This window comes from Edaphobacter bradus (assembly GCF_025685645.1).
Classification (GTDB): domain Bacteria; phylum Acidobacteriota; class Terriglobia; order Terriglobales; family Acidobacteriaceae; genus Edaphobacter; species Edaphobacter bradus.
Map to the genome: position 1 here is coordinate 1,248,193 of NZ_JAGSYF010000001.1, position 22,744 is coordinate 1,270,936.

Annotated in this window: 17 protein-coding genes; 7 read left to right on the top strand and 10 right to left on the bottom strand. The window is 61.6% G+C overall.

Annotated features, from left to right (window positions below; all coding sequences use genetic code 11):
- Positions 1 to 26 precede the first annotated feature (26 nt).
- Entirely contained in the window at positions 27 to 2,795 is a 2,769-nt protein-coding gene (locus OHL16_RS05300) for a PD-(D/E)XK nuclease family protein (protein WP_263366019.1), read from the top strand.
- Complete coding sequence (locus OHL16_RS05305) at positions 2,788 to 6,420, top strand: UvrD-helicase domain-containing protein (RefSeq protein WP_263366020.1); 3,633 nt, start codon at positions 2,788 to 2,790, stop codon at positions 6,418 to 6,420. The genes OHL16_RS05300 and OHL16_RS05305 overlap by 8 nt, the downstream gene beginning before the upstream one ends.
- On the opposite strand, the gene phoU is transcribed toward OHL16_RS05305, so the two are convergent.
- From phoU to OHL16_RS05340, 7 genes are all read right to left on the bottom strand, one after another.
- Entirely contained in the window at positions 6,417 to 7,076 is a 660-nt protein-coding gene (gene phoU / locus OHL16_RS05310; protein ID WP_263366021.1) for a phosphate signaling complex protein PhoU, read from the bottom strand. The genes OHL16_RS05305 and phoU overlap by 4 nt on opposite strands.
- A complete protein-coding gene (pstB, locus tag OHL16_RS05315; RefSeq protein WP_263366022.1) occupies positions 7,076 to 7,834 on the bottom strand; it encodes a phosphate ABC transporter ATP-binding protein PstB in 759 nt (252 codons plus the stop codon). The genes phoU and pstB overlap by 1 nt, the downstream gene beginning before the upstream one ends.
- Entirely contained in the window at positions 7,834 to 8,739 is a 906-nt protein-coding gene (gene pstA, locus OHL16_RS05320) for a phosphate ABC transporter permease PstA (protein ID WP_263366023.1), read from the bottom strand. The genes pstB and pstA overlap by 1 nt, the downstream gene beginning before the upstream one ends.
- Positions 8,739 to 9,785: a phosphate ABC transporter permease subunit PstC gene (pstC, locus tag OHL16_RS05325; RefSeq protein WP_396127137.1), complete on the bottom strand. Its 1,047-nt coding sequence runs from the start codon at positions 9,783 to 9,785 to the stop codon at positions 8,739 to 8,741. The genes pstA and pstC overlap by 1 nt, the downstream gene beginning before the upstream one ends.
- Positions 9,786 to 9,921: 136 nt before the next feature.
- Positions 9,922 to 10,926, bottom strand: a complete 1,005-nt coding sequence (gene pstS / locus OHL16_RS05330) for a phosphate ABC transporter substrate-binding protein PstS (RefSeq protein WP_263366024.1) — start codon at positions 10,924 to 10,926, stop codon at positions 9,922 to 9,924.
- Between the two features lie 108 nt (positions 10,927 to 11,034).
- Positions 11,035 to 12,405 (bottom strand): sensor histidine kinase, encoded by a 1,371-nt coding sequence (locus tag OHL16_RS05335; RefSeq protein WP_263366025.1) that lies wholly within the window; start codon positions 12,403 to 12,405, stop codon positions 11,035 to 11,037.
- 15 nt (positions 12,406 to 12,420) lie between these two features.
- On the bottom strand, positions 12,421 to 13,125 hold the full coding sequence (locus OHL16_RS05340; RefSeq protein ID WP_263366026.1) for a winged helix-turn-helix domain-containing protein: 705 nt from the start codon (positions 13,123 to 13,125) through the stop codon (positions 12,421 to 12,423).
- 173 nt (positions 13,126 to 13,298) lie between these two features.
- Between OHL16_RS05340 and OHL16_RS05345 the strand changes: the two genes are divergently transcribed.
- Together OHL16_RS05345 and OHL16_RS05350 are read left to right on the top strand one after the other, a co-directional pair.
- The gene (locus OHL16_RS05345) at positions 13,299 to 13,673 is read left to right on the top strand and encodes a response regulator (RefSeq protein WP_263366027.1); all 375 of its coding nucleotides are present in this window, start codon (positions 13,299 to 13,301) and stop codon (positions 13,671 to 13,673) included.
- A gap of 28 nt (positions 13,674 to 13,701) precedes the next feature.
- Positions 13,702 to 15,498 carry an ATP-binding protein gene (locus OHL16_RS05350; protein WP_263366028.1) on the top strand — a complete coding sequence of 599 codons (1,797 nt, stop codon included), beginning with the start codon at positions 13,702 to 13,704 and terminating at the stop codon, positions 15,496 to 15,498.
- A 2-nt stretch (positions 15,499 to 15,500) separates the two neighbouring features.
- Here the strand turns inward: OHL16_RS05350 and ltaE are convergent, their stop codons facing one another.
- Both ltaE and hemW read right to left on the bottom strand, forming a co-directional pair.
- Positions 15,501 to 16,529, bottom strand: coding sequence for a low-specificity L-threonine aldolase (gene ltaE / locus OHL16_RS05355; protein ID WP_263366029.1), 1,029 nt, complete (start codon positions 16,527 to 16,529; stop codon positions 15,501 to 15,503).
- Between the two features lie 42 nt (positions 16,530 to 16,571).
- A complete protein-coding gene (hemW, locus tag OHL16_RS05360; protein WP_317891031.1) occupies positions 16,572 to 17,807 on the bottom strand; it encodes a radical SAM family heme chaperone HemW in 1,236 nt (411 codons plus the stop codon).
- 85 nt (positions 17,808 to 17,892) lie between these two features.
- Between hemW and OHL16_RS05365 the strand changes: the two genes are divergently transcribed.
- Positions 17,893 to 18,672 carry a DUF1223 domain-containing protein gene (locus OHL16_RS05365; RefSeq protein WP_263366030.1) on the top strand — a complete coding sequence of 260 codons (780 nt, stop codon included), beginning with the start codon at positions 17,893 to 17,895 and terminating at the stop codon, positions 18,670 to 18,672.
- Between the two features lie 76 nt (positions 18,673 to 18,748).
- Positions 18,749 to 20,725 carry an ABC transporter ATP-binding protein gene (locus OHL16_RS05370; RefSeq protein ID WP_263366031.1) on the top strand — a complete coding sequence of 659 codons (1,977 nt, stop codon included), beginning with the start codon at positions 18,749 to 18,751 and terminating at the stop codon, positions 20,723 to 20,725.
- Here the strand turns inward: OHL16_RS05370 and OHL16_RS05375 are convergent.
- Complete coding sequence (locus OHL16_RS05375) at positions 20,722 to 21,408, bottom strand: YdeI/OmpD-associated family protein (RefSeq protein ID WP_263366032.1); 687 nt, start codon at positions 21,406 to 21,408, stop codon at positions 20,722 to 20,724. The two genes, OHL16_RS05370 and OHL16_RS05375, sit on opposite strands and share 4 nt — an antisense overlap.
- A 96-nt stretch (positions 21,409 to 21,504) precedes the next feature.
- Between OHL16_RS05375 and lpxB the strand changes: the two genes are divergently transcribed.
- The gene (lpxB, locus tag OHL16_RS05380; protein WP_263366239.1) at positions 21,505 to 22,743 is read left to right on the top strand and encodes a lipid-A-disaccharide synthase; all 1,239 of its coding nucleotides are present in this window, start codon (positions 21,505 to 21,507) and stop codon (positions 22,741 to 22,743) included.
- Position 22,744 lies beyond the last annotated feature (1 nt).

Here is a 22,744-nt window from a genome sequence, read left to right on the forward strand (position 1 = left end):
TTTGTTGATGATACTTGGACGGACGAGTGCGCGTTTTCCAAGGCCTGCTGGGGTATAACCGAGACATGGATGGCGTGGATCGGCTGCCGGGCGAGATCGCACAGGCGCTCGAACGGGGCGCGACCGTGGTGACGGGGAACCAGCGTGCGACACGGACGCTGCAGCACGCCTTCAATCAGCAGAGCCGTGCACGCGGGCTGGCAAGCTGGCGGCTGCCGTCGATCATGGCCTGGGAGACGTGGGCCTCGGGTCTGTGGCATGAGTGGATGCTTGAAGGACGCGCCACGGCCATGCTACTCAACGGCACACAGGAACACGCGATATGGCGGTCGTTACTGAGCGCCGATGTTGAGCTGAGCAGCCTTCGCGAAGTGGACTCGCTAGCAACCCTGGCTGCGGATGCGTGGCGGCTGCTCTGCCGTCACAATGGACAGCGCCGTCTGCGTAACTTCAGCGGAAATACGGACACGAGGGCCTTCGAGCGGTGGGCGCAGGAGTTTGAGCGGCGTTGCCGCGCAGAAGATCTGCTGCCCTCGGCGCAGATGGAGGACGCGATACGGGCGGCCTTGCAGGGTGGGGCTGTAGATGCTCTGCCGCCTGAGATTGCGCTGGTTGGGTTTGACGGGATGACTCCGGCGCAGGAGGCCGTAGTGGAGGCCGTTCGCGCCGCGGGGATTGTGATTGGATCGATCGAGCTGACTGCACCAGCGCAACAGCGCGTGCTGGCCAGAGCAACCGATGAGATCGGCGAACTGTACGCGGCTGCACGCTGGATTCGGCGGTACCTTGAGGACCATCCGGCAGCGCGCATTGCTGTGATTGTGCCGGACCTCGAGGCGCGCCGAGCGAGGATCGACCGTGCCTTCCGCGAGGTGCTGGCGCCTGAGCTTGAGAACATCGCAGCGAACGATGACGCTGCGCCGTATGAGTTTTCGTTGGGTGTGCCACTTGCGCGAACTCCGATGATTGAAGTCGCGCTTGATCTGCTGCGGTGGTCCATAGGAGCGCTGCCGCTGACGCAGGTGAGCGCGCTGCTGCTCTCGCCATACTTCGCGCCAGCAGAGGGCGAGCGAGGCGGTCGTGCGGAGTTCGACGCGTTTGCGATGCGGCAGGAAGACCTGCTGCGTCCGGAGGTGACGATTGGATGGTTGCTCGAGTGCATTGAAGGGTGGAAGCGCAACGGGAAGATTTCTCGACTGCTGAAGGCTGTGCGCAAGATGGAGCGCGTCGCCGAAGAGCGGCTCGCATCGCGCGAACGCAGGTCGTTCGCAGCATGGACCGAGGTGATCGGCGAGTTTCTTGACGCCGCGGCGTGGGGCGCAGGACGGGACACAGCACGGGGCGAGAGCAGTCTCGAGTTTCAGGCGCGAAGGAAGTGGGAGCGCGTGCTGGATGAGTTGGCGAGGCTGGACTTCAACGCGGGACGCGTGGAGTTTCGCCAGGCACTGGGCCGCCTGGAGTGGATTGCAAGGGAGACGATGTTCGCTGCGGAGTCGCGCGAAGCTCCGGTGCAGGTGATGGGGCCGCTTGAGGCGGCAGGCAGCAGGTTTGACGCAGCGTGGTTCCTCGGCGCGGGCGAGTTGTCGTGGCCACGGGGGACAGGGAGCAATCCGCTGCTGCCGTGGCATTTGCAGCGTGAATTGGGAATGCCCGGTGTCGACCCTGAGCGCGATGACGCGCAGGCGAGGCTTGTGACGCGGCGGATCGCGGAGAGCGCGGAGACGGTCGTGTTCAGCTATGCGGTTGAGGCTGCCGAGGGTCATCAGCGTGCGTCTGCCGCGCTCAAGGACATCGAGATGGAGGAGGTTGTTGCGGAAGAGTTCGCACCCGTCTCCGCTGAACGGCAGATTGTTGAACTCGAAACAGTGGAGGACAGCGATTCCCTGCCCCTGCGGCGCGATGAGGTCATGCGCGGAGGCGCAGATATCTTGAAGCTCCAAGCAGCGTGCGGCTTCCGCGCCTTCGCCGAGAAGAGGCTGTGGTCGACGGAGCTTGAACATGCTGAGTTGGGACTGGACGCGGCTGGGCGCGGCAACATCGTGCATCGTGCGCTCGAACTCTTCTGGAAGCAGGTGGAGTCGCAAGTTGCACTGAAGAAGATGACAGCTTCGGAGTTCGACGGCGTGCTCGACCAGTCGATCAGTGAGGCCCTGCGCAAGGCTGCAGAGCTAAGCAAGACCGCGTGGGACGCTGCCTATGTTGAGGTTCAACGAGCGCGGCTGCGAAGCCTGATGGAACAGTGGCTGGAGCTGGAGCGGGGACGCGCGCCGTTTACGGTAAAGCTGAGCGAGCGCGAGTTCAAGGATGTGCGGATCGGACCGCTGCGATTGGATGTTCGCGTGGACCGCGTGGATGAGGGAGAGCAAGGCGAGATTCTCATCGACTACAAGACAGGCGTGGCGAAGCCGGCAGATTGGCTAGGAGAGCGGCCTGAGGCGCCACAGCTTCCGCTGTACGCGATGCTCACGAACGCCGAGCGGCTGGAGGCCGTAGCCTTTGCCCAGGTGCGGACAGGCAAGGAGATGACGCTGACAGGCTATGCAACCAGCGCGGACGCGCTTACCAAGTCCGTCAAGCTGACGGAAGCTGCGACGCTTGAGGAGCAGGTGGAGCAATGGCGCGAGGTGCTGACGAAGCTTGCCACCGACTTCTATAACGGCGACGCGCGCGTGAACCCGAAGAACTATCCGAAGACCTGTGAACACTGCCGCCAGCGCATCTTATGCCGGCTCGATCCTGCTTCGGTCGAGGACGATGCAGAAGAGAACGATGCGGCGGAGGCTGAGCATGTCTGAGTTACTCGAGTTTCCTCCGCCGCTTCCGCGAGCCGACGACACGAACGCCACGAGTGGCACGAGCGACAAGCTGCCTCCTGACCATGCAGAACGAGAGAAGGCGCTCGACATCACGAAGTCGTGGATCGTCGAGGCGCCCGCGGGCTCGGGCAAGACAGGGCTTCTGATCCAGCGCTATTTGAAGCTGCTCACGGATGAGGAGGTCACAGAGCCGGAGCAGGTGCTTGCGATCACCTTCACCGAAAAGGCAACGATCGAGATTCGTGAGCGCATCGCAAAACAACTCGAAGCTGCGCGTGGGCCAGACGCGTCGAAGAGCGAGTTCGATCGAATGACGCGCGTGCTGGCCCAGTCGGTTCTGCGGCGCGACGCTACGCTGCGCTGGGGGCTGCTCGAACGACCGCGTAGACTGAATATCCGCACGATTGACTCAATATGCTCGGAGGTCGCGCGATCGCTGCCAGTGCTCTCAGGCTCGGGCGGCGTGAAGGCTCCTGTACCTGAGGCCGGACCGCTGTATCACGAGGCGGCACAGCGCGCGCTGAGCTGTCTTGGCGGAGAAGACGCCGATCTCAATTCTTCGCTGCGGCTCGTGCTGCTGCATCGCGACGGCAACCTGGGCGAAGTGGAGCGGCTGATCGCCGAGATGCTGCAGTGGCGCGATCAGTGGGGTGACCTGATTCCCCTGCGCGGCGAGGAACTCAGCGACGCGTATCTGGATAGCGTTGTTCGCCCAAAGCTGGAGAGGACGTTGCGCCGGGTTGTGGAGGATTGTCTCGAGGATCTCGTGCGGACTGTACCTTCGGATTTTCTGCGCGACCTGGCAGCGATGGCATCTTCTCTGGCAGACAGGGAGCCGTATCAGCGCGATGTTTCTCCCATTGCGATGTGCAAAGGGAGAATTGCTCCGGGAGCTTCTGCCGATCACCTTGACCACTGGCGCGCTCTCGTTCACCTGCTGGTTCTTCGTTCAGGGAAGGCGTGGAGAAAGAGCTTCGCGAAAAGCTCGCTCTTGTTCGAGACCACGCGTGAAGAGAGGGGCCGGCTCAGCGCGCTGCGCGATGGAATTGCACAGCGCGACGATGTGCTGGAGGCGATGCTGCGGGCAGACTCTTTGCCGCCGCTCGAGTATCCGGACGAGCAGTGGCGCGTGGCTAAAGCTCTCTTTCGCGTGCTTCGCCGTGCTCTTGTGGAGCTGCAGTTCGTCTTTGCCGAACGCGGCGAGTGTGACTTCGCTGAACTTGGCCTGCTGGCTCGCGAGGCACTGGGACGCAGCGAGGGGCATGAAAGCGGCGTTGCTGCACTCGAGACCGCGCTGGGACTGCGGTTCCGGCACATCCTCGTCGATGAGATGCAGGACACTTCGACCAGCCAGTACGAGCTGATCGAGCTGCTGACTCGAGGATGGCTTGGCACCGGCCAGACGGTCTTTCTCGTGGGCGATCCAAAGCAGTCCATCTATCTGTTTCGACAGGCCAGGGTTGAGCGGTTTCTTCAGACGATGCAGGCGGAACGCATTGGAGAGCTTCCTCTGAGCCGTCTGCAATTGAAGGCAAACTTTCGCTCGCAGAGAGAACTGGTTGAGGCCTTTAACGAAGATTTCTCGCTGTTGTTTCCGCCTCACATCAGCTCGTCGCATCCGGAAGATGTGCCCTTCGTCAAAGCGGCCGCGATTCGCGGATCGTCGGTCAAGGAGCCCGCGGTGGTCTGGCATGCCGAGGCGCTCCCCGCAGGTTTGAAGGGCGACGCAGCCAGAGCTGAACGTCAGCAGCGATCGGAGGAGGAAGCACAAGAGATTCGTTCTATCGTTGAGCAGTGGCGCGCACGGCCTCTGCCTGCGGGTCGAAGTGAGGCGTGGAAGATCGCCGTGCTGGTGCAGAGCCGCGGCCATTTGAGCCGCATCGTCGCGGCACTCAAAGAAGACGATGGGGATGGGCCAATTCCCTTCCGCGCAGTGGATATCGAGGAACTTGGCGAACGTCCTGAGGTGCTCGATCTCTTTGCGCTGACACGGGCGCTGCTGCATCCAGCTGATCGTGTGGCGTGGCTCGCCTTGCTGCGCGGACCGTGGTGTGGCCTGGAGCTCGCTGAGCTGCACATGCTTGCGGGAGACGATGATCCAAAGTGGGCGCACCGCTCGATGGAGGAGGTAATCGCGGAGCGTGGACACGACCTGGACGAAGAGAGCTGCCAGCGGCTTACTCGCATGTGGGAGGTTTTGCAAGCGGCGATGCTGCAGCGCTCGCGGCTGACTCTGGCCCAGTGGGTCGAACGTACCTGGCGCTCCCTGGGAGGCGACGCCAGCCTCACCGCGACCGAGATGGTGAATGCGCGCCGTTTCTTCGAGCTTTTGGATGAGCTCGAAGAGCAAGCGGGCGCCGTGGATATGCAGACGCTGCGACAGAGGCTCGCGAAGCTCTACGCTGAGCCGGAGACCAATCCGAACGCGATCGACTTGATGACGATCCACAAGGCCAAGGGCCTGGAGTGGGATGTCGTCATCGTGCCTGCGCTCGAGAGAAAGCCGAGGATGAATTCGTCGCGGCTGCTTGTCTGGAGCGAAGTTCGTAGCGGCGATGACGAGGCAGCACAGGTGCTGCTCGCTCCCATCGCCGGCAAGGGGGAAGATTCAAAGGAGTTGAACACGTGGCTGGCCAGCATCCACAAGCGACGCGAGGCAGCCGAGCGCAGGCGGCTCTTCTATGTGGCATGCACTCGCGCGCGCGAGGAGCTGCACCTGTTTGCTTCACCGAAGTCCAGCGCAAAGGCAGGCCTGCCGACACCGGAGTGGAACACACTGCTTCGTGCGGCGTGGCCGGCAGCCGAGAAGCACTTCGCCCGGCAGCTAGCTGCCGCAAATGTCGTGAGGATGGAGCCGCGGATACCCGATGCTGAGACAGGAGTAGTGGATCTCGCGGCAGAGGGCCGGGAGTTGCCTACCCTCAAGCGCCTGCCTCTGAGCTTTACGCCGAGGGAGCGCTTCCACGCGACAGAGCGCCTTGCGAGCGGAGAGCCAACTACCTCATCGGATAGGACAGCAGACTTTACGCGACCGGAAGGCTCCTTTGAGGCCCGCGCCTTTGGGAACGCGGTGCATGCCCTCCTGGAAGTTCTGGCGCGGCGCCTCGGCGCAGGGGAGCAGCCGGAGGCTCTGCTCAACGAGGTCGCCGGATGGAAGAATCGAATCACTCTGTTGCTGCGTGCAGAGGGTCTTTCGCAGGCCGCGGTGGCTCGGCTGCAGCCAGAGGTGATGACCGCACTGGGGAAAACTTTGCGAGACCCGGCCGGGCTGTGGATTCTGGCGGCGCAAGAGGAGGCCGCCAGCGAGTACGAACTCACAGCCTGGACCGACCGGCTGCAGAACGTCCGTCTCGATCGCACCTTCGTTGCTGGTACGGAGCCGCACGGTGATGGCAATCGCTGTTTGTGGATCGTCGACTACAAGACAGGGTCGCACGGGCCGTCAGGAGTCGACCAGTTTCTCGCGAAGGAGCGCGAGAAGTACGGCCCGCAGATGGAGACCTATGCGCGAATCCTCGGCACCTCGGCAGGAGGACGTGAGCTACGTTTGGGGCTCTATTATCCGATGTTGTCGCGACTGATCTGGTGGAAGCCTGAGGGCTAGGACGCCGCCGAGTGACGAACGTCCGCGCCGCGGACCCAGAAGATGACGTCCTCTGCGATGTTGGTGGCGTGGTCACCGACGCGCTCGAGGTTACGCGCGATGATCAGAGCGTTCAGAGACTGCGGCGTCAGGTCGGGCTTTTCCTTAATCAGAGTGCTGAGCGCGTAGAAGGCCGCGTCGTTCATCGCGTCCACCTCATCGTCCATCTTCAGGACCGACTGCGCCAGTTCGGCGTCACCTTCGATGAAGGACTGCAGCGCCTTGCGCACCATCGCCGAGGAGAGCGACGCCAGCTTGGGGATATCGACCGGAAGATCGATGTTGGCAAAGGCCCCCATCTCACGTACGCGCACAGCAATGTTGACTGCCTGATCGCCGACGCGCTCGAGGTCTGCATTGATGCGGATGACAGCGACGATGAATCGGAGATCGATTGCCATGGGCTGCTCCATGGCGAGCAGGTCGAGCGCCATCTGGTCGATCTCGCGCTCAAGCCGGTTGATCGCGGGCTCGGAGCGGAAGACGAGTTCGCAGATGCCCAGGTCGCGTGTGCGATATGCCTCGATTGAACGCTGGATGGCCTGCTCCGCCATCCCAGCCATGACAAGCAGCTTCTCTTTCAGTTCGTCGAGGCTCTGATGAAACTTGACCCGCATCAGCCGAACCTCCCGGTGATGTAATCCTCTGTGCGTTTGTCGCGGGGGTTGGTGAAGATCTTGTGTGTTGAGTCAAACTCGACGAGCTTGCCGTTGAGGAAGAATCCAGTGTTTTCGGCCACGCGCGCCGCCTGCTGCATGTTGTGCGTGACGATGACGATGGTGTACTGGCTCTTGAGCTGGAAGATGAGGTCTTCAATCTTCGAGGTCGAAACGGGGTCGAGCGCCGAGGCTGGTTCGTCCATCAGCAGCACCTCGGGATCCACAGCCAGGGCACGTGCGATACACATGCGCTGCTGCTGGCCGCCGGAGAGCGAGGCGCCGGACTTCTTCTTCAGGTCGTCCTTCACTTCTTCCCACAGTGCGGCCTGTTTGAGCGAGCGCTCGACGGTCTCGTCGAGAACACGGCGATTGCGAAATCCATTCAGCTTTAGGCCGCTGACGACGTTATCGTAGATAGACATCGTAGGGAAAGGGTTCGGCCGCTGGAAGACCATGCCGACGCGGCGGCGAATCTCTACGGGAGAAGCATCCCTGTAGATGTCTACTTCCCCCATTTTCACTGTGCCTTCAGCGCGGGCGATCGGGTTGGTCTCGTGCATGCGGTTCAGGCAGCGCACGAAAGTGGACTTACCGCAGCCGGAAGGGCCGATGAGAGCGGTGGCGTGGTTGGCGGGGATGTGCAGATTAATGTCCTGCAACGTGTGGTTCGTGCCATACCACGCATTCAAGTCCTGAACTAAGATGCCGACTCCCACTAACTTCCTCCTTTGAGCACGCCGCGATTGGCGTAGATGCGCACGAGCGTAACCGAAACCATGATGAGGGCGATGAGAACCAGAGCACCAGCCCATGCCAACCGATGCCACTCATCGTACGGTCCGGTAGCGTACGCAAATATCTGTAACGGCAGCGCGGCGATAGGCTGGTTTAACTTCACGCTCCAGAACTGGTTTCCGAGCGCGGTAAACAGCAGGGGAGCTGTCTCGCCGGCCACACGAGCAAAGGCCAGCATGCAGCCGGTGATGATGCCGGGCGAAGCCGTTCGCAGACTGACTGAGAGGATCGTGCGCCACTTGGGGACTCCCAACCCCAGGGCCGCTTCACGAATCGCGTGAGGCACGGTCGCCAGCATCTCCTCGGTGGTGCGCGTGACAGTAGGGATCATCATGATGCCGAGCGCAATGCCTCCGGCCAACGCAGAGAAGTGCTTTTGCTGTATCACAACCAGCGAATAGATCGAGATCCCCATCACAATGGACGGCACGCCGTTGAGCACATCCGCGGTAAAGCGCACAGCATTGCCCAGCATCTTGCCGCCGCCAAACTCCGCGAGATACACGCCAGCGGCAATCCCGATGGGAATTCCAAAAAAACTTGCCAAGATAAGGATGATGCCCGAGCCAACGATGGCGTTCGCCATGCCGCCACCCTCCTCGCCAACCGGAGCGGGAACGTGTGTAAAGAAGGCGAGGTTGAGCGAGCGAGCGCCTTTGTAAACCAGGTAGAACAGGATAGCGGCGAGGGGGGCCAACACTAGTAGGGTTGCCAGAATCGCCAGCCCACTGACGATATAGTTTGCGGCCGTACGACGCACTGCATTGGTGCGCGATGGTTTGCGAGGAAGCCCCAGAGGCTGACTGGCGATCGGTTGCGTACTCATCAGGCGACCCTCGACGGCGCACCACGCGTAACAGCCCAGACCATCAGACGGGCGATCGCGTTGACGACGATGGTGACGAGAAAGAGTGCGAGGCCGATCTCGATGAGAGCGCTAAGGTAAAGATCACCCGTGGCCTCGGAGAACTCTCCTGCAATGACGCTGGCCAGCGTGTTCCCCGGAGCAAAGAGACTCTTGTTGATCTCCGCGTGGTTGCCAATCACCATCGTGACGGCCATCGTCTCGCCGAGAGCGCGGCCGAGGCCGAGCATCACGGCTCCTACGATGCCGATACGCGAGTTGCGCAGCACACCGATGCGGATCATCTCCCACTTCGTCGCACCGAGCGCAAGCGCTGCTTCACGCTGGCTGTTCGGCACTGCAGTCATAATGTCGCGCGTCAGCGAGGAGATAATCGGAAGAATCATAATGGCCAGAATGATGCCGGCCGTCAGGATGCCGACACCGAAGTTTGAGCCTTCAAAAAATCCTGTCCAGCCTAGTGTCTTGTAGAGGAATGGCCCCACAACATCGCGCATCAACGGCACCAGGATGAAGACGGCCCACAGACCGTAGACGACGCTGGGGATTGCGGCGAGCAGTTCGGTGAGAAACGAGATTGGTCCGCGGAGAGGACGTGGGCAGAGCTCGGTAAGAAAGATCGCCACACCGAGTGCCAGCGGAACCGCCATAAGCAGCGCAAGTAATGACGTCACAAGTGTGCCGTAGATAAACGGCAGAGCGCCGAAGTCGCCGGAGACGGGATCCCATGCCTGACGCGTGAAGAACTTCCATCCAAACTGGGCCAGGCTGAGGTGGGATCGAAGGATCAGGATGACGAAGATGAACAGAACGATGAGGAAGATGCTGCAGGCGCACAACAGCATCAGTGCAGCAAAACTGTTGTCGGCGGCCCGTCCGCTTCCTCGCTGGTTCAGGAAGGAACGTATCACCGAAGGAGCAGCATCGTCTGGGGGTGGCGCGGCTGCCGGCTGAGAGATAGCAGGCGGCATCGGCAGAAGAGACCCGGGTTCTCGTTCGGTCGTCATGCGACTGGGAGACACAATTCTGTTCCTGAAGATTCGGTGGCTTTTGCAGCTCGATTGTATCCGGCGCGATGGATTCCCGGCCGGAGATGGTACGCCGCACGAGGCCTAAAGATGACGGCTCCGTGCGGCGTTCTGGCTATTTGATCTGGGAGACGGTCTTGCGGACCATGTCCTGAACCTGTTTGGGCAGCGGAGCATAGCTCAGTGAGGAAGCCTCGCTCTCGCCGCGGTCGAGCATCCACGTCAGAAAGGCGGTGAGAGTCTTCGTCTTCGCCGCATCTCCGTGGGTTGGGATTAGGAGCCAGGTGAAGCTCGAGATGGGATAGGAAGTCGCACCGGGAGCGTTCGTGATCGAGACGCGATAGTCTGCGGGCATCGCTTTGGCGGAAGCAGCCGCAGCGGCGGTGACACCGTCGGTTGAAGCCTTCACGAACTTACCAGCGGCGTTCTTCACCGCACCGAATGCCATCTTGTTCTGAAGCGCATAGATCAGCTCGACGTAGCCAAAGGAGTAGGGCGTCTGACGCACCATGCCGGCAACGCCCTCATTTCCCTTCTGGCCGATGCCAGCCTGCCACTTTACAGAAGTGCTCTTGCCGACCCTGCTGTTCCAATCCGGGCTGACCTTCGAGAGGAAGTCCGTGAAGATGTAGGTCGTGCCGCTCCCCTCTGAGCGATAGATGGGAAGAATTGGCTTATCAGGCAGGCTGACTCCGGGATTGTCCTTTGCGATGCGGCTATCGTTCCACTTGGAGATCTTGCCGAGGTAGATGTCAGCGATGACGTCGCCAGAGAAGTTCAGATCCTTGTTCACGCCGGGAACGTTGTACACCGGGACCACGGCGCCGAGCACCGTCGGAATGTGCTGAACCTTAACCTTGCCATCGGCGATCTGCTGATCGTTCATTGGGCCGTCGGTGGCGCCGAAGTCGACGGTGCCCTCAGAGACCTGGCGAATTCCACCGCCCGAACCAATCGGCTGGTAGTTCAGCTTCACGTCTGGATGCTGCTGGCTGTACTCGGTGAACCACTTTGAGTAAATCGGATACGGAAAGGTCGCGCCTGCTCCGTTGAGATTCTGCGCACTGGCTCCCACGGCCGCAAGCGCCAAAATGCCTGTTGCAATAACCTTCAGTTTCACTGTTCCCCCTCGAATTTCGATGCGACAGGTTGCCTGAAGCACCTATTTAAGTGTGCGGCCAAAATGTTACGGGAAGGTTACATCCGAGTGAAAACGGCAAAAAACAAGCTAGATAGCGGCCTTGAGCGCCTTTGGAAGTCTGAAAATAAACGTGCTTCCGGCGTTCAGCTCGCTCTCGGCGTAGATCTCGCCTCCCTGCGTCTGAACGACGTAGCGTGCGATGGCGAGGCCGAGGCCAGTGCCTCCGGACTCCCGGGAGCGTGCCTTGTCCACCCGGTAGAAGCGCTCGAAGATCCGGTCGAGGTGTTCGGAAGCAATTCCCTGTCCAAAATCGCGGACACGGAACTCGACAGCTTCCACGGGCTCAGATATTTCATGTGCACTCAAAATCACCCGACTGTGCGTCTCGCCTCGCGCCTGCCCGTACTTGATGCCGTTTTCGATCAGATTGCTCAACACCTGCACGATGGAGTCCGAGTCGGCCAGTACCTCGCAGCTGGTCGTCCCACCAACCTCAAGTACCGCTTCGGCGTCTTTCACCAGACCGCTCATCGCCTGCACGGCGTCACGCACCAGCACATCGGCAGGAATCGGAGCAGGCCGCAACTTATGCTCGGAAGACTCTACCCGCGCAAGCGCCAGAAGATCTTCGGTCAATCGGCCCATCCGCGCGGCGTTCTTGAGGATGGTTGAGAGGAACTCGCGGGCCTGCGGGCTAAGGTTCGCCTCGTGATCGAGCAACGTCTCTACATATCCGCTGATCGAGGTAAGTGGCGTTCGTAGCTCGTGGGAGACGTTGGCGACGAAGTCTCGCTGCGTGCGCTCCACCTGCTCGATTCGGGTAATGTCGTGCAGCACGGCCACGGCTCCGCCGCCCGGTATCGGAGAGGCAGTGATCTCAAAGATTCGGCCGGGCACCATCGAGGTCGATCGCCGCTCGTTAACCACGTGTTTGTCGAGCGCCATTCGAACGCACTCGAGCACCTCGGGGTCGCGAATCGTCTGGACGAGCGCGTGACCCACGCGAACGGCCCCGCTGACGGAGGCCGCTGGAATGAGCCGCTGCATGCGCTGATTGGTCCACAGAATGCGTCCTGCGGGATCCACTGCAACGACCGCGTCCTGCATGCTGTCGATCATCACCTCGAGTTCCTTGCGGCTCTCCGACGAGTCGCTCAGTGCGCGCTGCACCTGGTCCGAGGTTGCTGAGATCGCCCGCGCCAAGCCATCGAAGTCGGTGTAATGAGAATCAAGCCTGCCTACGGGCCGCTCAGGAATCCCGGAGGTCGCGGTCTCCAGCAGAGTGATGTTCTGCCGCACCGATCGCGTTAGCAGAAACGCATTGATTGCGCCCCACGCAAGCACAAGGATTATGCCGAGAAGCCACCCATGAGGGGTAAACCAGACGCGCATTACGGCGACGAACGCCAGGGCGATCGTCATCCTGAGGAAGAACGAGAAAAAGAGACTGCGCGTCACGGCCGCCGTGTGCTCCTATGCGGGGACTGCCTTGGGGATCTCGAACCGGTACCCTGCCCCGCGCATTGTCTTAAGGTAGCGCGGCATCTCGGCGTCGGCCTCGATCTTCTCACGGATACGGCGAACGTAGACATCGACGGAACGTGGCGTCACGAAGCGGGCGTCGCCCCATACGGCGTCCAGCAGGTGGTCGCGGCTGAAGACCCGCCCCGGATGGCGGACAAGATAATCCAGCAGGCGAAACTCGGTGGCGGTCGTCGTCACCAGATCCCCGTTGACGCGAAGCTGCATGGCTCCGGCATCAATCTCGATATTCTCGAACTTGACGACCGAGGGGGTCGTCGGCCGCTCGAACCGGCGCAGAACAGCCTTGACGCGGGCGATCAGTTCGCGAGTGCCAAAGGGCTTGGTGATGTAGTCATCGGCCCCCATCTCGAGGCCATGCACGCGATCATTCTCCGCCGCGCGTGCGGTCAAAAAGATGATCGGCACCACGCTCAACGTGGGATTCTGCCGCAGCCTGCGGCAGAGATCGAGGCCATCGCCACCGGGAACCATGATGTCGAGCAGGAACAAATGGGGCGGATTACGCTCCGCGTCGGGGAGAATCTGACCTACAGTGAGGTAGGAACGAACGCCAAATCCAGCACTTTCCAGGTGGTACTGCACCAGGCGGGAGATGTCTGTGTCATCTTCCAGCAGAAAGATTGTCTGACTCAATTCTAAGACCTCGACGATTATGCAGCGTTACCGCTTGTAGCTTACTCTACCCCGGTTTCACAATTTGCAAACGTATGATGAATACTCCGTAACTGGGTACAAAGACCCACCTTACTACGTATACTTAGGCGTGAGAGAGGCCGTAGTCCTGCTGTACTGTGACAGAGACGCGTATGGCAAAAAGCTCGCACCTTATCCTCTGCGTGGATGACGAACTCGTCGGCCTTCGGGTGCGAAAGATGCTGCTTGAGCGCGCCGGATATCGCGTTCTAACAGCGATCGACGGGACCTCCGGTCTTGAAATCTTCAAAAACGAGCCCGTCGAAGCAGTTGTTCTCGACTACTCCATGCCTGGAATGCACGGTGGCCAGGTCGCCAGCCTCATGCGCCAGGTCAAGCCTAAAATCCCGATTCTGCTGCTGTCAGCCTATATCGGTCTGCCTGCGGAGGTCACATCCCTTGTCGATCTGTACATGACCAAGGGCGAGGGAGCTCCCATACTTTTGAATAAGTTAGCAAGCTTACTTCAACCAGCAAGTGCACCATAACGACCCGAAGAGGCGGGTGACCAGAGAGGTGAATTTAGCTCAGTTCCAACGGATTCTGGTGCAGGTCTTCCTGCTGCCGGTGGTCGTACTCCTGGTGACTGCCAGCGTTCTCTATTGGCAGATTCGCGACTCCAACGCGACGGTCAGCCTTATCCAGGAATCCGATGCCCGCATAACGCAGGTCACGCTTGTCGCAAAGCTCATCGTCGATGAGGAGTCCGGTCTGCGCGGATATGAGACGACCGCCGATCCAAGATTTCTCCAACCCTTCAGCGAGGCGGAGGGCCGTCTCGATGCCGAGTTCAAGAAGCTCGAAGCGCTTGCCGGCTCCGACCCTCTTCAAAAGAGCACCATCGAAGATCTCCGAAGCGAGCATCAGACCTGGCGCGATGCCTTCGCGCTGCCCGTCATCGCCACCGTCAAGGCAGGCGGAGTGACCAGCGATGTCGATCTGAACCTCTACGGCAAGTCTCTGATGGACCAGGTGCGGCAGGATCTTGCCTCGATCACCCAGATGGACGAGGCGCGGCGCTCCGTTCGCATCGCACAATGGCACCGCCAGGTGAGGGATGTGCTCGAGGCGTTGCTGGCCGTCGCACTTCTGCTGGGCATCCTGATTGGCATGTTCACGCGCAACCGCCTGCACGCGGTCTCGGCGGCCTACCGGACCTCGCTTGACGTTCTCAGCCGCCGGGCGGAAGAGATCTTCCAGTCCGAGCAGCGCCTGCGCACAACGCTTGCGTCCATCGGCGACGGAGTCATCACGTGCGACGCCAATGGAGCCATTCAGATGATGAACCCGGTAGCCTGCGAGATCACGGGGTGGAGCCAGTCCGAGGCTCTGGGCCGCCCCCTCGAGGACGTCTTCCAGATCATCAACGAGAGTACTCGAGAGCCGCTGGAGACTCCGGTTGCCAAGGTCAAGCGCCTGAACAGCGTCGTGGGGCTTGATAATCACACGGCGCTCATCCGCAAGGACGGTTCTGAGCTTCTCATCGCCGACAGTGGGGCTCCGATCCGCGACCAGACGGGAGCCACTATCGGCATTGTGCTCGTCTTCCGCGATATCACGCTCGAGCGCCGGACCCAGGATGCGCTGCTGGCCAACGAGAAGCTCGCAGTAGCCGGACGGCTCGCCGCCACGATCGCGCACGAGATCCACAATCCGCTTGACTCGGTCTCAAACCTTCTCTATCTCATGCGCACCGGCGTCTCCGACGAGGAGTCCAGGCAGTTTCTTGAGATGGCCGGCCATGAACTCGAGCGCGTCACCCAGATCAGCCGCGCCATGCTTGGCCTCTATCGCGAGTCGAAGGCCCCGGTCAGGGTGAACCTGAAGGACATGCTCCAGGAGATCCTGCTGCTGATGGACCACCGCTTCACCGAGCTAGGAGTCACGGTGCGCTCCGACCTTCGCTCCCCCGTCACGGTCGATGCCTTCCCTGCCGAACTGCGGCAGGTCTTCACCAACCTGATCACAAACGCCGCCGAAGCAGCCAGTCCAGGAGGGGAAGTGCGCGTTAGCGTCGCTCCACAGCCGGCCGCAACCGGCTCGGCCGGACAGAAGATGCCGCCCGGAGCGCAGATCGTCATCGCCGACAACGGCCCCGGCATCCCCGATGATGTTCGGCCGCATCTCTTCCAGCCCTTCTTCACCACCAAAGGCGAGCGCGGAACCGGACTGGGCCTCTGGGTCAGCCGCGGCATCATCAACAAGCACGGCGGGAGCATCAACCTTTCGAGCGACACCAGCGCGTCCTCCCACAGCACGACCGTGACGGTCTTCCTCGCGGTCAAGCCGACGATCAACGCAGTCGGTACCTGAGCCTAGAGAACTCGCAACAGTTCCGCCAGAATTGCCGCGGCCTGCTCGCAGGCCTTTCGATCGACGTCATAGTGGGTCACCAGCCGCACTGCGTGGGGCCCGATAGCACTGCCCAGCACGCCTCGCTGCTTCATCGACGCGCTGAAGGCCGCAGCATCGGCTGCACCGCGCAGGCGAAAGAACACGATGTTCGTCTCAACAGCATCGAGATCGATCTCCGCGTTTGGCTCAGCCGCGATCACTTCTGCCAGCAGGCGCGCGTTGGCGTGATCTTCGCCGAGCCGCTTCGGCATCTCATGCAACGCAATCAGGCCCGCCGCTGCAAGCACTCCCGCCTGGCGCATTCCACCGCCGAGTGCCTTGCGATGCACCCGCGCCTGCTCGATTGCCTTCGCGCTGCCCACCAGCATGGAGCCGACCGGCGCGCCCAGCCCCTTCGAAAGGCAGAACATCACCGTGTCGAAGCCGCGCGTCAGCTCAGCTACGCTCAGGCCAAGCGTGGTCGCGGCGTTGAAGACCCGCGCACCGTCCAGGTGCACCGGCAGACTGGCCTTGCGCGCCTCGTGCCAAATCTCCTCGAACACCGGCAGCGGCGTGACTGTGCCACCGGCCATGTTGTGGGTGTTCTCCAGACTGATCAGTCCTGTCTGCGCCCTGTAGTAGATCTTCGCGCCGATCGCAGGCCGGATATGCTCCCAGGTAAGGATGCCGCGCTCGGCCGCGACTGTTCGAGCCTGACAGCCGGAGAAGGCCGACATCATGGCCATCTCCCAGTCCAGCACATGCGACCGCGCCTCGCAGATGACCTCTTGCCCATGCTGCGTATGCAGGCGGATCGCGATCTGGTTGCCCATGGTTCCGGTCGGCACAAAGATCGCCGCCTCCTTGCCGAAGATGGCAGCGGCGTCGCGTTCAAGCTGGTTCACCGTCGGGTCTTCGCCGTACACATCGTCGCCAACCACCGCTGTGGCCATCGCCTCGCGCATGGCTGGGGTGGGACGGGTGACGGTATCGCTGCGCAGATCGATCATGCTCTTCAACTCTCCTTCTGAATCTCTAAGGTTTACGCGGGTTTACGCCGCGGCAGGAATCAGCAGCCGGCTGAAGACCTCGTTCGAGGCCATTCTTCCGCGAGCCGTCAGGCGCATGCAGTCCCGCTCGATTGCAAGCAGTCCAGCGTCACGCGCCTCAAACGCTGCGGGCATCACGGCCGTAAGGATCGCGTCGCCAAATTCCTCGCGCAGCATGTCGAGCCGGACTCCCTCCGTAAGCCGCAGCCCAAGGAAGAGCGACTCCTCGAACGCCTCTTCCCTTCCGAGATACTCGGCCTCCGGCCTGTGCGCCTGATTTCGCGGCAGCAACTCAAGCGGGCCTCTGGCTTCGCCTAAATACGAATCTAGATCGTCCGTGTTTGCAAATCGCACCGCGCCAGCGGCAGCCGGCAGCATCGAGTGCGCGTCAAGTCCGAAGCCGATGTAGGGCTGGCGCTTCCAGTACTTCAGGTTGTGCCGCGACTGGTACCCCTCGTACGCGAAGTTCGATATCTCATACTGCCGCACGCTTGCAGCATCAAGCCGCTCGCACGCCATCTCGTACCATGTCGCGACGGCGTCCTCATCCGGGACATCGGAAGCATGGTACCTGCCGCCATGAACCAACATTTCCCTGCCCAGGCGCGAGTCCTCATCGACCTCCAGCATGTAGACGCTCACGTGGGGAGCGCCGCTGGCGATCACCTGTTCGACAGAGTAACGCCAACTCTCCTCCGTCTGATGGGGCAGCCCGGCGATCAGATCGATGTTGATCTCGTTCACTCCCGCAGCCCGCAGCCGAGCGAATTCGGCCTTGCAGATCTCCTGCGTATGCAGTCGCCCGACCGACGCCGTCTCCTTGTCCACAAACGATTGCACGCCAAGGCTGGCACGGTTCATCCCCTGCCGCTGCAGCTCCTCGAGCGTCTCACCGGCAAGCTGCCCGGGGGCGCACTCAAGCGTGATCTCGGCATCCGGAGCAACCTCGAACTCGTCACGCAATGCTCGAAATATCTGTCCAACCTGGCTTGCGGACAGCAGGCTCGGCGTCCCACCGCCAAAGTAAATCGTATCGACAGGGCGAACCAGTTCTGCCCCCAGCCTCGCGGTGGCCGCTCGCGTTCCACAAACCTCGGCCTCAAGGCGATCGACATAACCCTGCAGCCGTTCAGCAGCAAACGCCCCCGAGGCGAAGTTGCAGAAAGTGCATTTCGCCCTGCAGAACGGTACAGAGATATAGACACCTAAGGGGTTGTTCATCGCGAAAAGAATGGCCACAGCTCTATTGTTTCACGGGGGGCCATGTTTCTTGTGACCGCAGCTCCGCTGGTCACGTCTAATGAGGCGAAGGGGTAGACGCACCATGTCCTCGACTCAACATCACCTTGCTTCCATTCTACTTCTTGCCCTGTCGGCGCTTCTTCCTACTGCATCCGCTCAGGCAGCGTCTTCAACACGCGTTCCGGTGGTGGTCGAGCTCTTCACCTCTGAGGGCTGCTCAAGCTGCCCACCCGCAGACGCTCTGCTGGGTCGCCTCGACCGCGAACAGCCTGTGAACACGGCCGACATCATCGTCTTGGAAGAGCACGTAGATTATTGGGATCAGGGCGGCTGGCGTGACCGCTTCTCTTCCTCCCAGTTCACTGAACGCCAGAACAACTACCTGCCCCGTCTCAGATTCGAGGAGCCCTATACTCCTCAGATGGTCGTCGACGGCTCGGCGCAGTTCGTCGGCAGCGATGGCCGGAAGGCCCTCTACGCGATTTCGCAGGCCGCACAGACGCCCAAGATCACGCTGACTCTAGCTAATCCGATCATCGAAGGGAGGAACATCAGCAGCTCGGTCTCGACTGCCTCTTCGGGTTCGCTCCCTAAAGGCGACCTCTACGCCGCCATCGTCCAGTCCGCAGCGTCAACGAACGTCGGCGGCGGCGAGAACGGCGGACGTCACCTCGAACACGTCGGCATCGTCCGTTCGATGCAGCGCATCGGGAAGGTTCAGGACCTCAGTTCCGGTCCCGTGAAGTTTACCCTCAGCGCTCCAGCGGACGCTCCAGCCGCCAACCTGCGCGTCGTCGTCTTCGCTCAGAGCTCCGGCCAGGGCGCCATTCAGGGAGCAGCGACCGTCAAGGCCGGGCACTGATCCCACAAAAGTTCCATGATTTGCTAGCAGATCGCAGAATCCACCTCTCGACGCCGAACATCTAGAATGGTGAGAGATGGCCGACTCGGACAAAGCCAGGAAACCGCGGAAGGAACCCGCGAAGAAACCGCCGCAGGACGATGAGGTCATGGGCAAGGCCTACGACGGCCGCCTCATGCGCCGTCTGCTTACCTATCTGCGGCCTTACACGCTGCAGACAGGCCTTTCTACACTCGCCATTCTGCTCAAGGCGGCTACGGACGTCTCCGGGCCGTACCTCGTCAAGGTGGCCGTCGACACCTACATGACCGGCGCTCCTCCGGAGAAGCTCTCATGGCTGGCGCGGCATCTCAGCCGTACTCCCCTAAACGGCATCACCCAGCTCGCCGGCATCTATCTCGGCGCGCTTCTTGTGACGTATGGTCTTGAGTTTGTGCAGACCTACCTGATGCAGTGGACGGGCCAGAAGATCATGTTCGATCTGCGCAGCCAGATCTTCCGCCACCTGCAGCAGATGCACCCGGCATTCTTCGACCACAATCCCGTTGGCCGACTCGTCACGCGCGTCACCTCCGACGTCGATGCGCTCAACGAGATGTTCACGTCGGGCGTTCTGGCTATCTTCGAGGATGTCTTCGTCCTCGCATTCATCGTCCTCATCATGCTGCGCATGAGCTGGCCGCTGGCGTTGCTCGCGATCTCGGTCATACCGGCAATTCTCTACGTCACGCGAATCTTCCGCCGGCATGTGCGCGACAGCTACCGCCGCCAGCGCTCCGCTACAGCACGCATCAACTCCTTCACGCAGGAGTACGTCTCCGGCATGAGCGTTGTGCAGCTCTTCAACCGTGAGCGGCGCGCGTTCCAGGACTTCTCCGAGGTGAACGCGCAGAACAAGAAGGCGTGGAGTGACGCCATCTTCGCCTATGCGCTCTACTATCCTATCGTCGAGTTCCTCAGCTCGACGGCCATCGCACTCGTCATCTGGCGAGGCGGGGCGAGCGTCCTGAAAGGGACCGTCACGCTCGGCATTCTCATTGCCTTCATGCAGTACGCGCAGAGGTTCTTCCGGCCTATCCAAGACCTCAGCGACAAGTACAACATCCTCCAAGCCGCCATGGCCGCCGCCGAGCGCGTCTTCAAGCTGCTGGATACACAGCCTGAGATCATTTCGCCCGCGCATACCACCGCAGGCGACAACTCCGGTCGCGTCGAATTCCGCAACGTCTGGTTTACCTACCAGCGGCTCGACGAAGCTCAACTCGCACGCCTCGCAACGGCCAGCGATGAGGATATGAACAGCTTCGCCGACATCGAGTGGATACTGCGCGGCGTCAGCTTTGCCATCGAGCCCGACGAGACTGCCGCCATCGTCGGCCACACCGGCGCCGGAAAGACCACCATCACCAGCCTGATGATGCGCTTCTACGACATTCAGCGCGGGAGCATCCTCGTCGATGGCGTCGACGTCCGCCAGCAGGATCTGAACGCCCTGCGCCGCCGCTTCGGTGTCGTGCTGCAAGACCCGTTCCTATTCACCGGAACGGTTGCCGACAACATCCGCCTCGGGTCCTCGTGGATTACGGATGAACAGCTTCAGCGCGCCGCTGACGAGGTCAACGTCGGCGACTTCATCCGCACGCTCCCGCTGAAGTTCAATGAGCCGGTCCGCGAGCGCGGCGCGACGCTCTCCACCGGCCAGAAGCAGCTCATCAGCTTTGCTCGCGCGCTGGCTCATGCACCGCGTATCCTCATCCTCGACGAGGCCACCAGCTCGGTCGACACCGACACCGAACTCCGTGTCCGACTCGCACTCTCGCGCATGATCGCCGGCCGCACGTCGATCCTCATTGCGCATCGTCTCTCCACGATCCAGCGAGCTGACACCATCCTCGTGATGCATAAAGGGCAACTCCGTGAGCGCGGAACACACCAGCAACTCCTCGCGCAGCGCGGCCTGTACTGGAAGCTCTATCAGCTCCAGTACAAGGACCAGGAGCTCGGCTCAGGAACCGACACCGGCGCGCCGCTCCAGCCACTCAGCGCCGACTAGCCGCGCGCGATCCTGAGGCAGTCCTCAACGACCTTCGCCACCCGCTTCTCCCGCGCCTCCGGGCTCTGGTAATAGAACACGGCCAGCAGATTCCCGCGCCGCTGCGCCGCCGTCATCTTCTGCCACCCCGCAGCCGCTGCCGGGTTCCTACGGAACGCGACCTCGATCACGGGAGGCAGAACCTTCTCCCCCTCCATGGCCAGCATCAATCGCTCGGCCATCTGCTCCGCCCGCCGCTGTCGAGCCTCCGTTCCCTTCACCCCGTCGATCCACTTGCCGATCTCGCGCCGCATCGCCTCGCTGAGATTCGCGTACCACTTCGCCAGGGCTTTCTCGCTCTTCAACAGCCGCCCAAGTTCCTCAGGAATGCTCGCCTCGCGCTGTTCCAAATCGGGCTCAACCACCAGGTCGATCATTCCGCCCACGCGCACGCCCGCGGCCTTCTGCATCTTCTTGTTTACGAGAATGAAGTGGCCGCCCCGCCCGGCATCGGAAAATGAAAATAGCGATGTACGAAAGACCTCGCCGCCTGCTTCCACTTTCACTCGCAGCCGTACCATCTTCTTCCAGGCCTTTTCGATATCAAAGGGCACGCGCGCGATGACCCATCCCAGGCCATCGCCCAAAGGCTCCAGCGCTGCGCGAAAGCTCTTCTTTACTCCCCGGTCAGCCGTCTTCGCCATCGCAGGTATCTTACCTTGCTCCGGGCCGATCACACGACAGTCGGCTGCCCTCCGAACCATTACACTTGAACCATCACTACACCATCCAACTCGAGCATCTTTCTCTCCGCCGGGGAGGCGAGCGGCGACCACTACGGCGCACAGATCATCGCCGCGCTCCGCTCCTCACTTCCCGGCGCCAGCTTCTTCGGTCTGGGAGGCCGTGAGATGGCGGACGCCGGCCAGCAACGCATCGTCCGCGCCGAAGAGGTCGCCCACATGGGAATCACAGAGGTCATCCGTCACATGCCTCGCGTCTACGGGGCTTACCGCAGTCTCGTCGCCTCCATCCAGAAGCGCCGTCCCGACGCAGCTGTCCTCATCGACTTTCCCGACGTCAACCTCCGGCTCGCACGAGAGTTAAAGAAGCTCGACATCCCCGTCGTCTACTTCGTCAGCCCGCAGCTCTGGGCGTGGAAGCGCCGCCGCCTGCGCTGGGTGCAAGAGCGCGTCGACCGCATGATGGTCATCTTTCCCTTTGAGGAGCCGTTCTACCGCGCCCGCGGCGTCGACGCGACCTTCGTCGGCCACCCGCTAGCCGAACTTCCCCTACCGGATATCTCACGCGAGGACTACGCCGCCAAACACGGCCTCGACCCCGCCCGCCCCTGGGTAGCGCTGTTGCCCGGAAGCCGTCACAAGGAGCTGCGCGCCAACCTTCCCGCCATGCTCGATGCCGCGGCGCAGATCAGTCCGAGCGGAGGCTGCGAGTTCCTTCTGCCCGTCGCCTCCACGCTCGCCCCCTACTGGGTCAGCCAGCAGACGCTGCCATGGACCGCGCCTCAGGACAGCCATTCCTCTCCTCTGCTTACGAACCTGCATTTTGTAGGCGACTCCCGCGATGCCCTTTATCACGCCCGCGCCTCGGTCGTTGCCAGCGGAACTGCCACTGTGCAGGCCGCTGTCATCGGCAACCCCTTCCTCGTTGTCTACCGGGTCTCGCCCGCTACCTTTGCCGCCGCCAAACGCCTCATTCGCTACCCCGCTGAGATCTCTGTCCAGACTGACGCGTACGGCAACCTGCCCATCGGCATGGTCAACCTCATCGCCGGCCGCCGCATCGTCCCCGAGTTCATCCAGCAGCAGTTCACCGCCGCCAACGTCGCCCAGTCGCTGCGCCAACTCATCGAAGACACCCCCGAGCGCGCTCAGATGATCGATGACCTCGAAGAGGTCCGCCGAAACCTCCTCTCGCCAGTACGATGCGGCTCCATCGCCCAGGTCGCCGACGCTGTCCTGGCGCTGTTATCTTCGCGCTTGCAAGACGTTGGCCGAAACAAACTTCCGAGCGTCTAAT

Coding starts and splice junctions, on each gene's coding strand:
- OHL16_RS05305 (WP_263366020.1), top strand. CDS start 2,788: ATGTCTGAGTTACTCGAGTTTCCTCCGCCGCTTCCGCGAGCCGACGAC.
- phoU (WP_263366021.1), bottom strand. CDS start 7,076: ATGCGGGTCAAGTTTCATCAGAGCCTCGACGAACTGAAAGAGAAGCTG.
- pstA (WP_263366023.1), bottom strand. CDS start 8,739: ATGAGTACGCAACCGATCGCCAGTCAGCCTCTGGGGCTTCCTCGCAAA.
- pstC (WP_396127137.1), bottom strand. CDS start 9,785: ATGACGACCGAACGAGAACCCGGGTCTCTTCTGCCGATGCCGCCTGCT.
- OHL16_RS05345 (WP_263366027.1), top strand. CDS start 13,299: ATGGCAAAAAGCTCGCACCTTATCCTCTGCGTGGATGACGAACTCGTC.
- ltaE (WP_263366029.1), bottom strand. CDS start 16,529: ATGATCGATCTGCGCAGCGATACCGTCACCCGTCCCACCCCAGCCATG.
- OHL16_RS05365 (WP_263366030.1), top strand. CDS start 17,893: ATGTCCTCGACTCAACATCACCTTGCTTCCATTCTACTTCTTGCCCTG.
- OHL16_RS05370 (WP_263366031.1), top strand. CDS start 18,749: ATGGCCGACTCGGACAAAGCCAGGAAACCGCGGAAGGAACCCGCGAAG.
- OHL16_RS05375 (WP_263366032.1), bottom strand. CDS start 21,408: ATGGCGAAGACGGCTGACCGGGGAGTAAAGAAGAGCTTTCGCGCAGCG.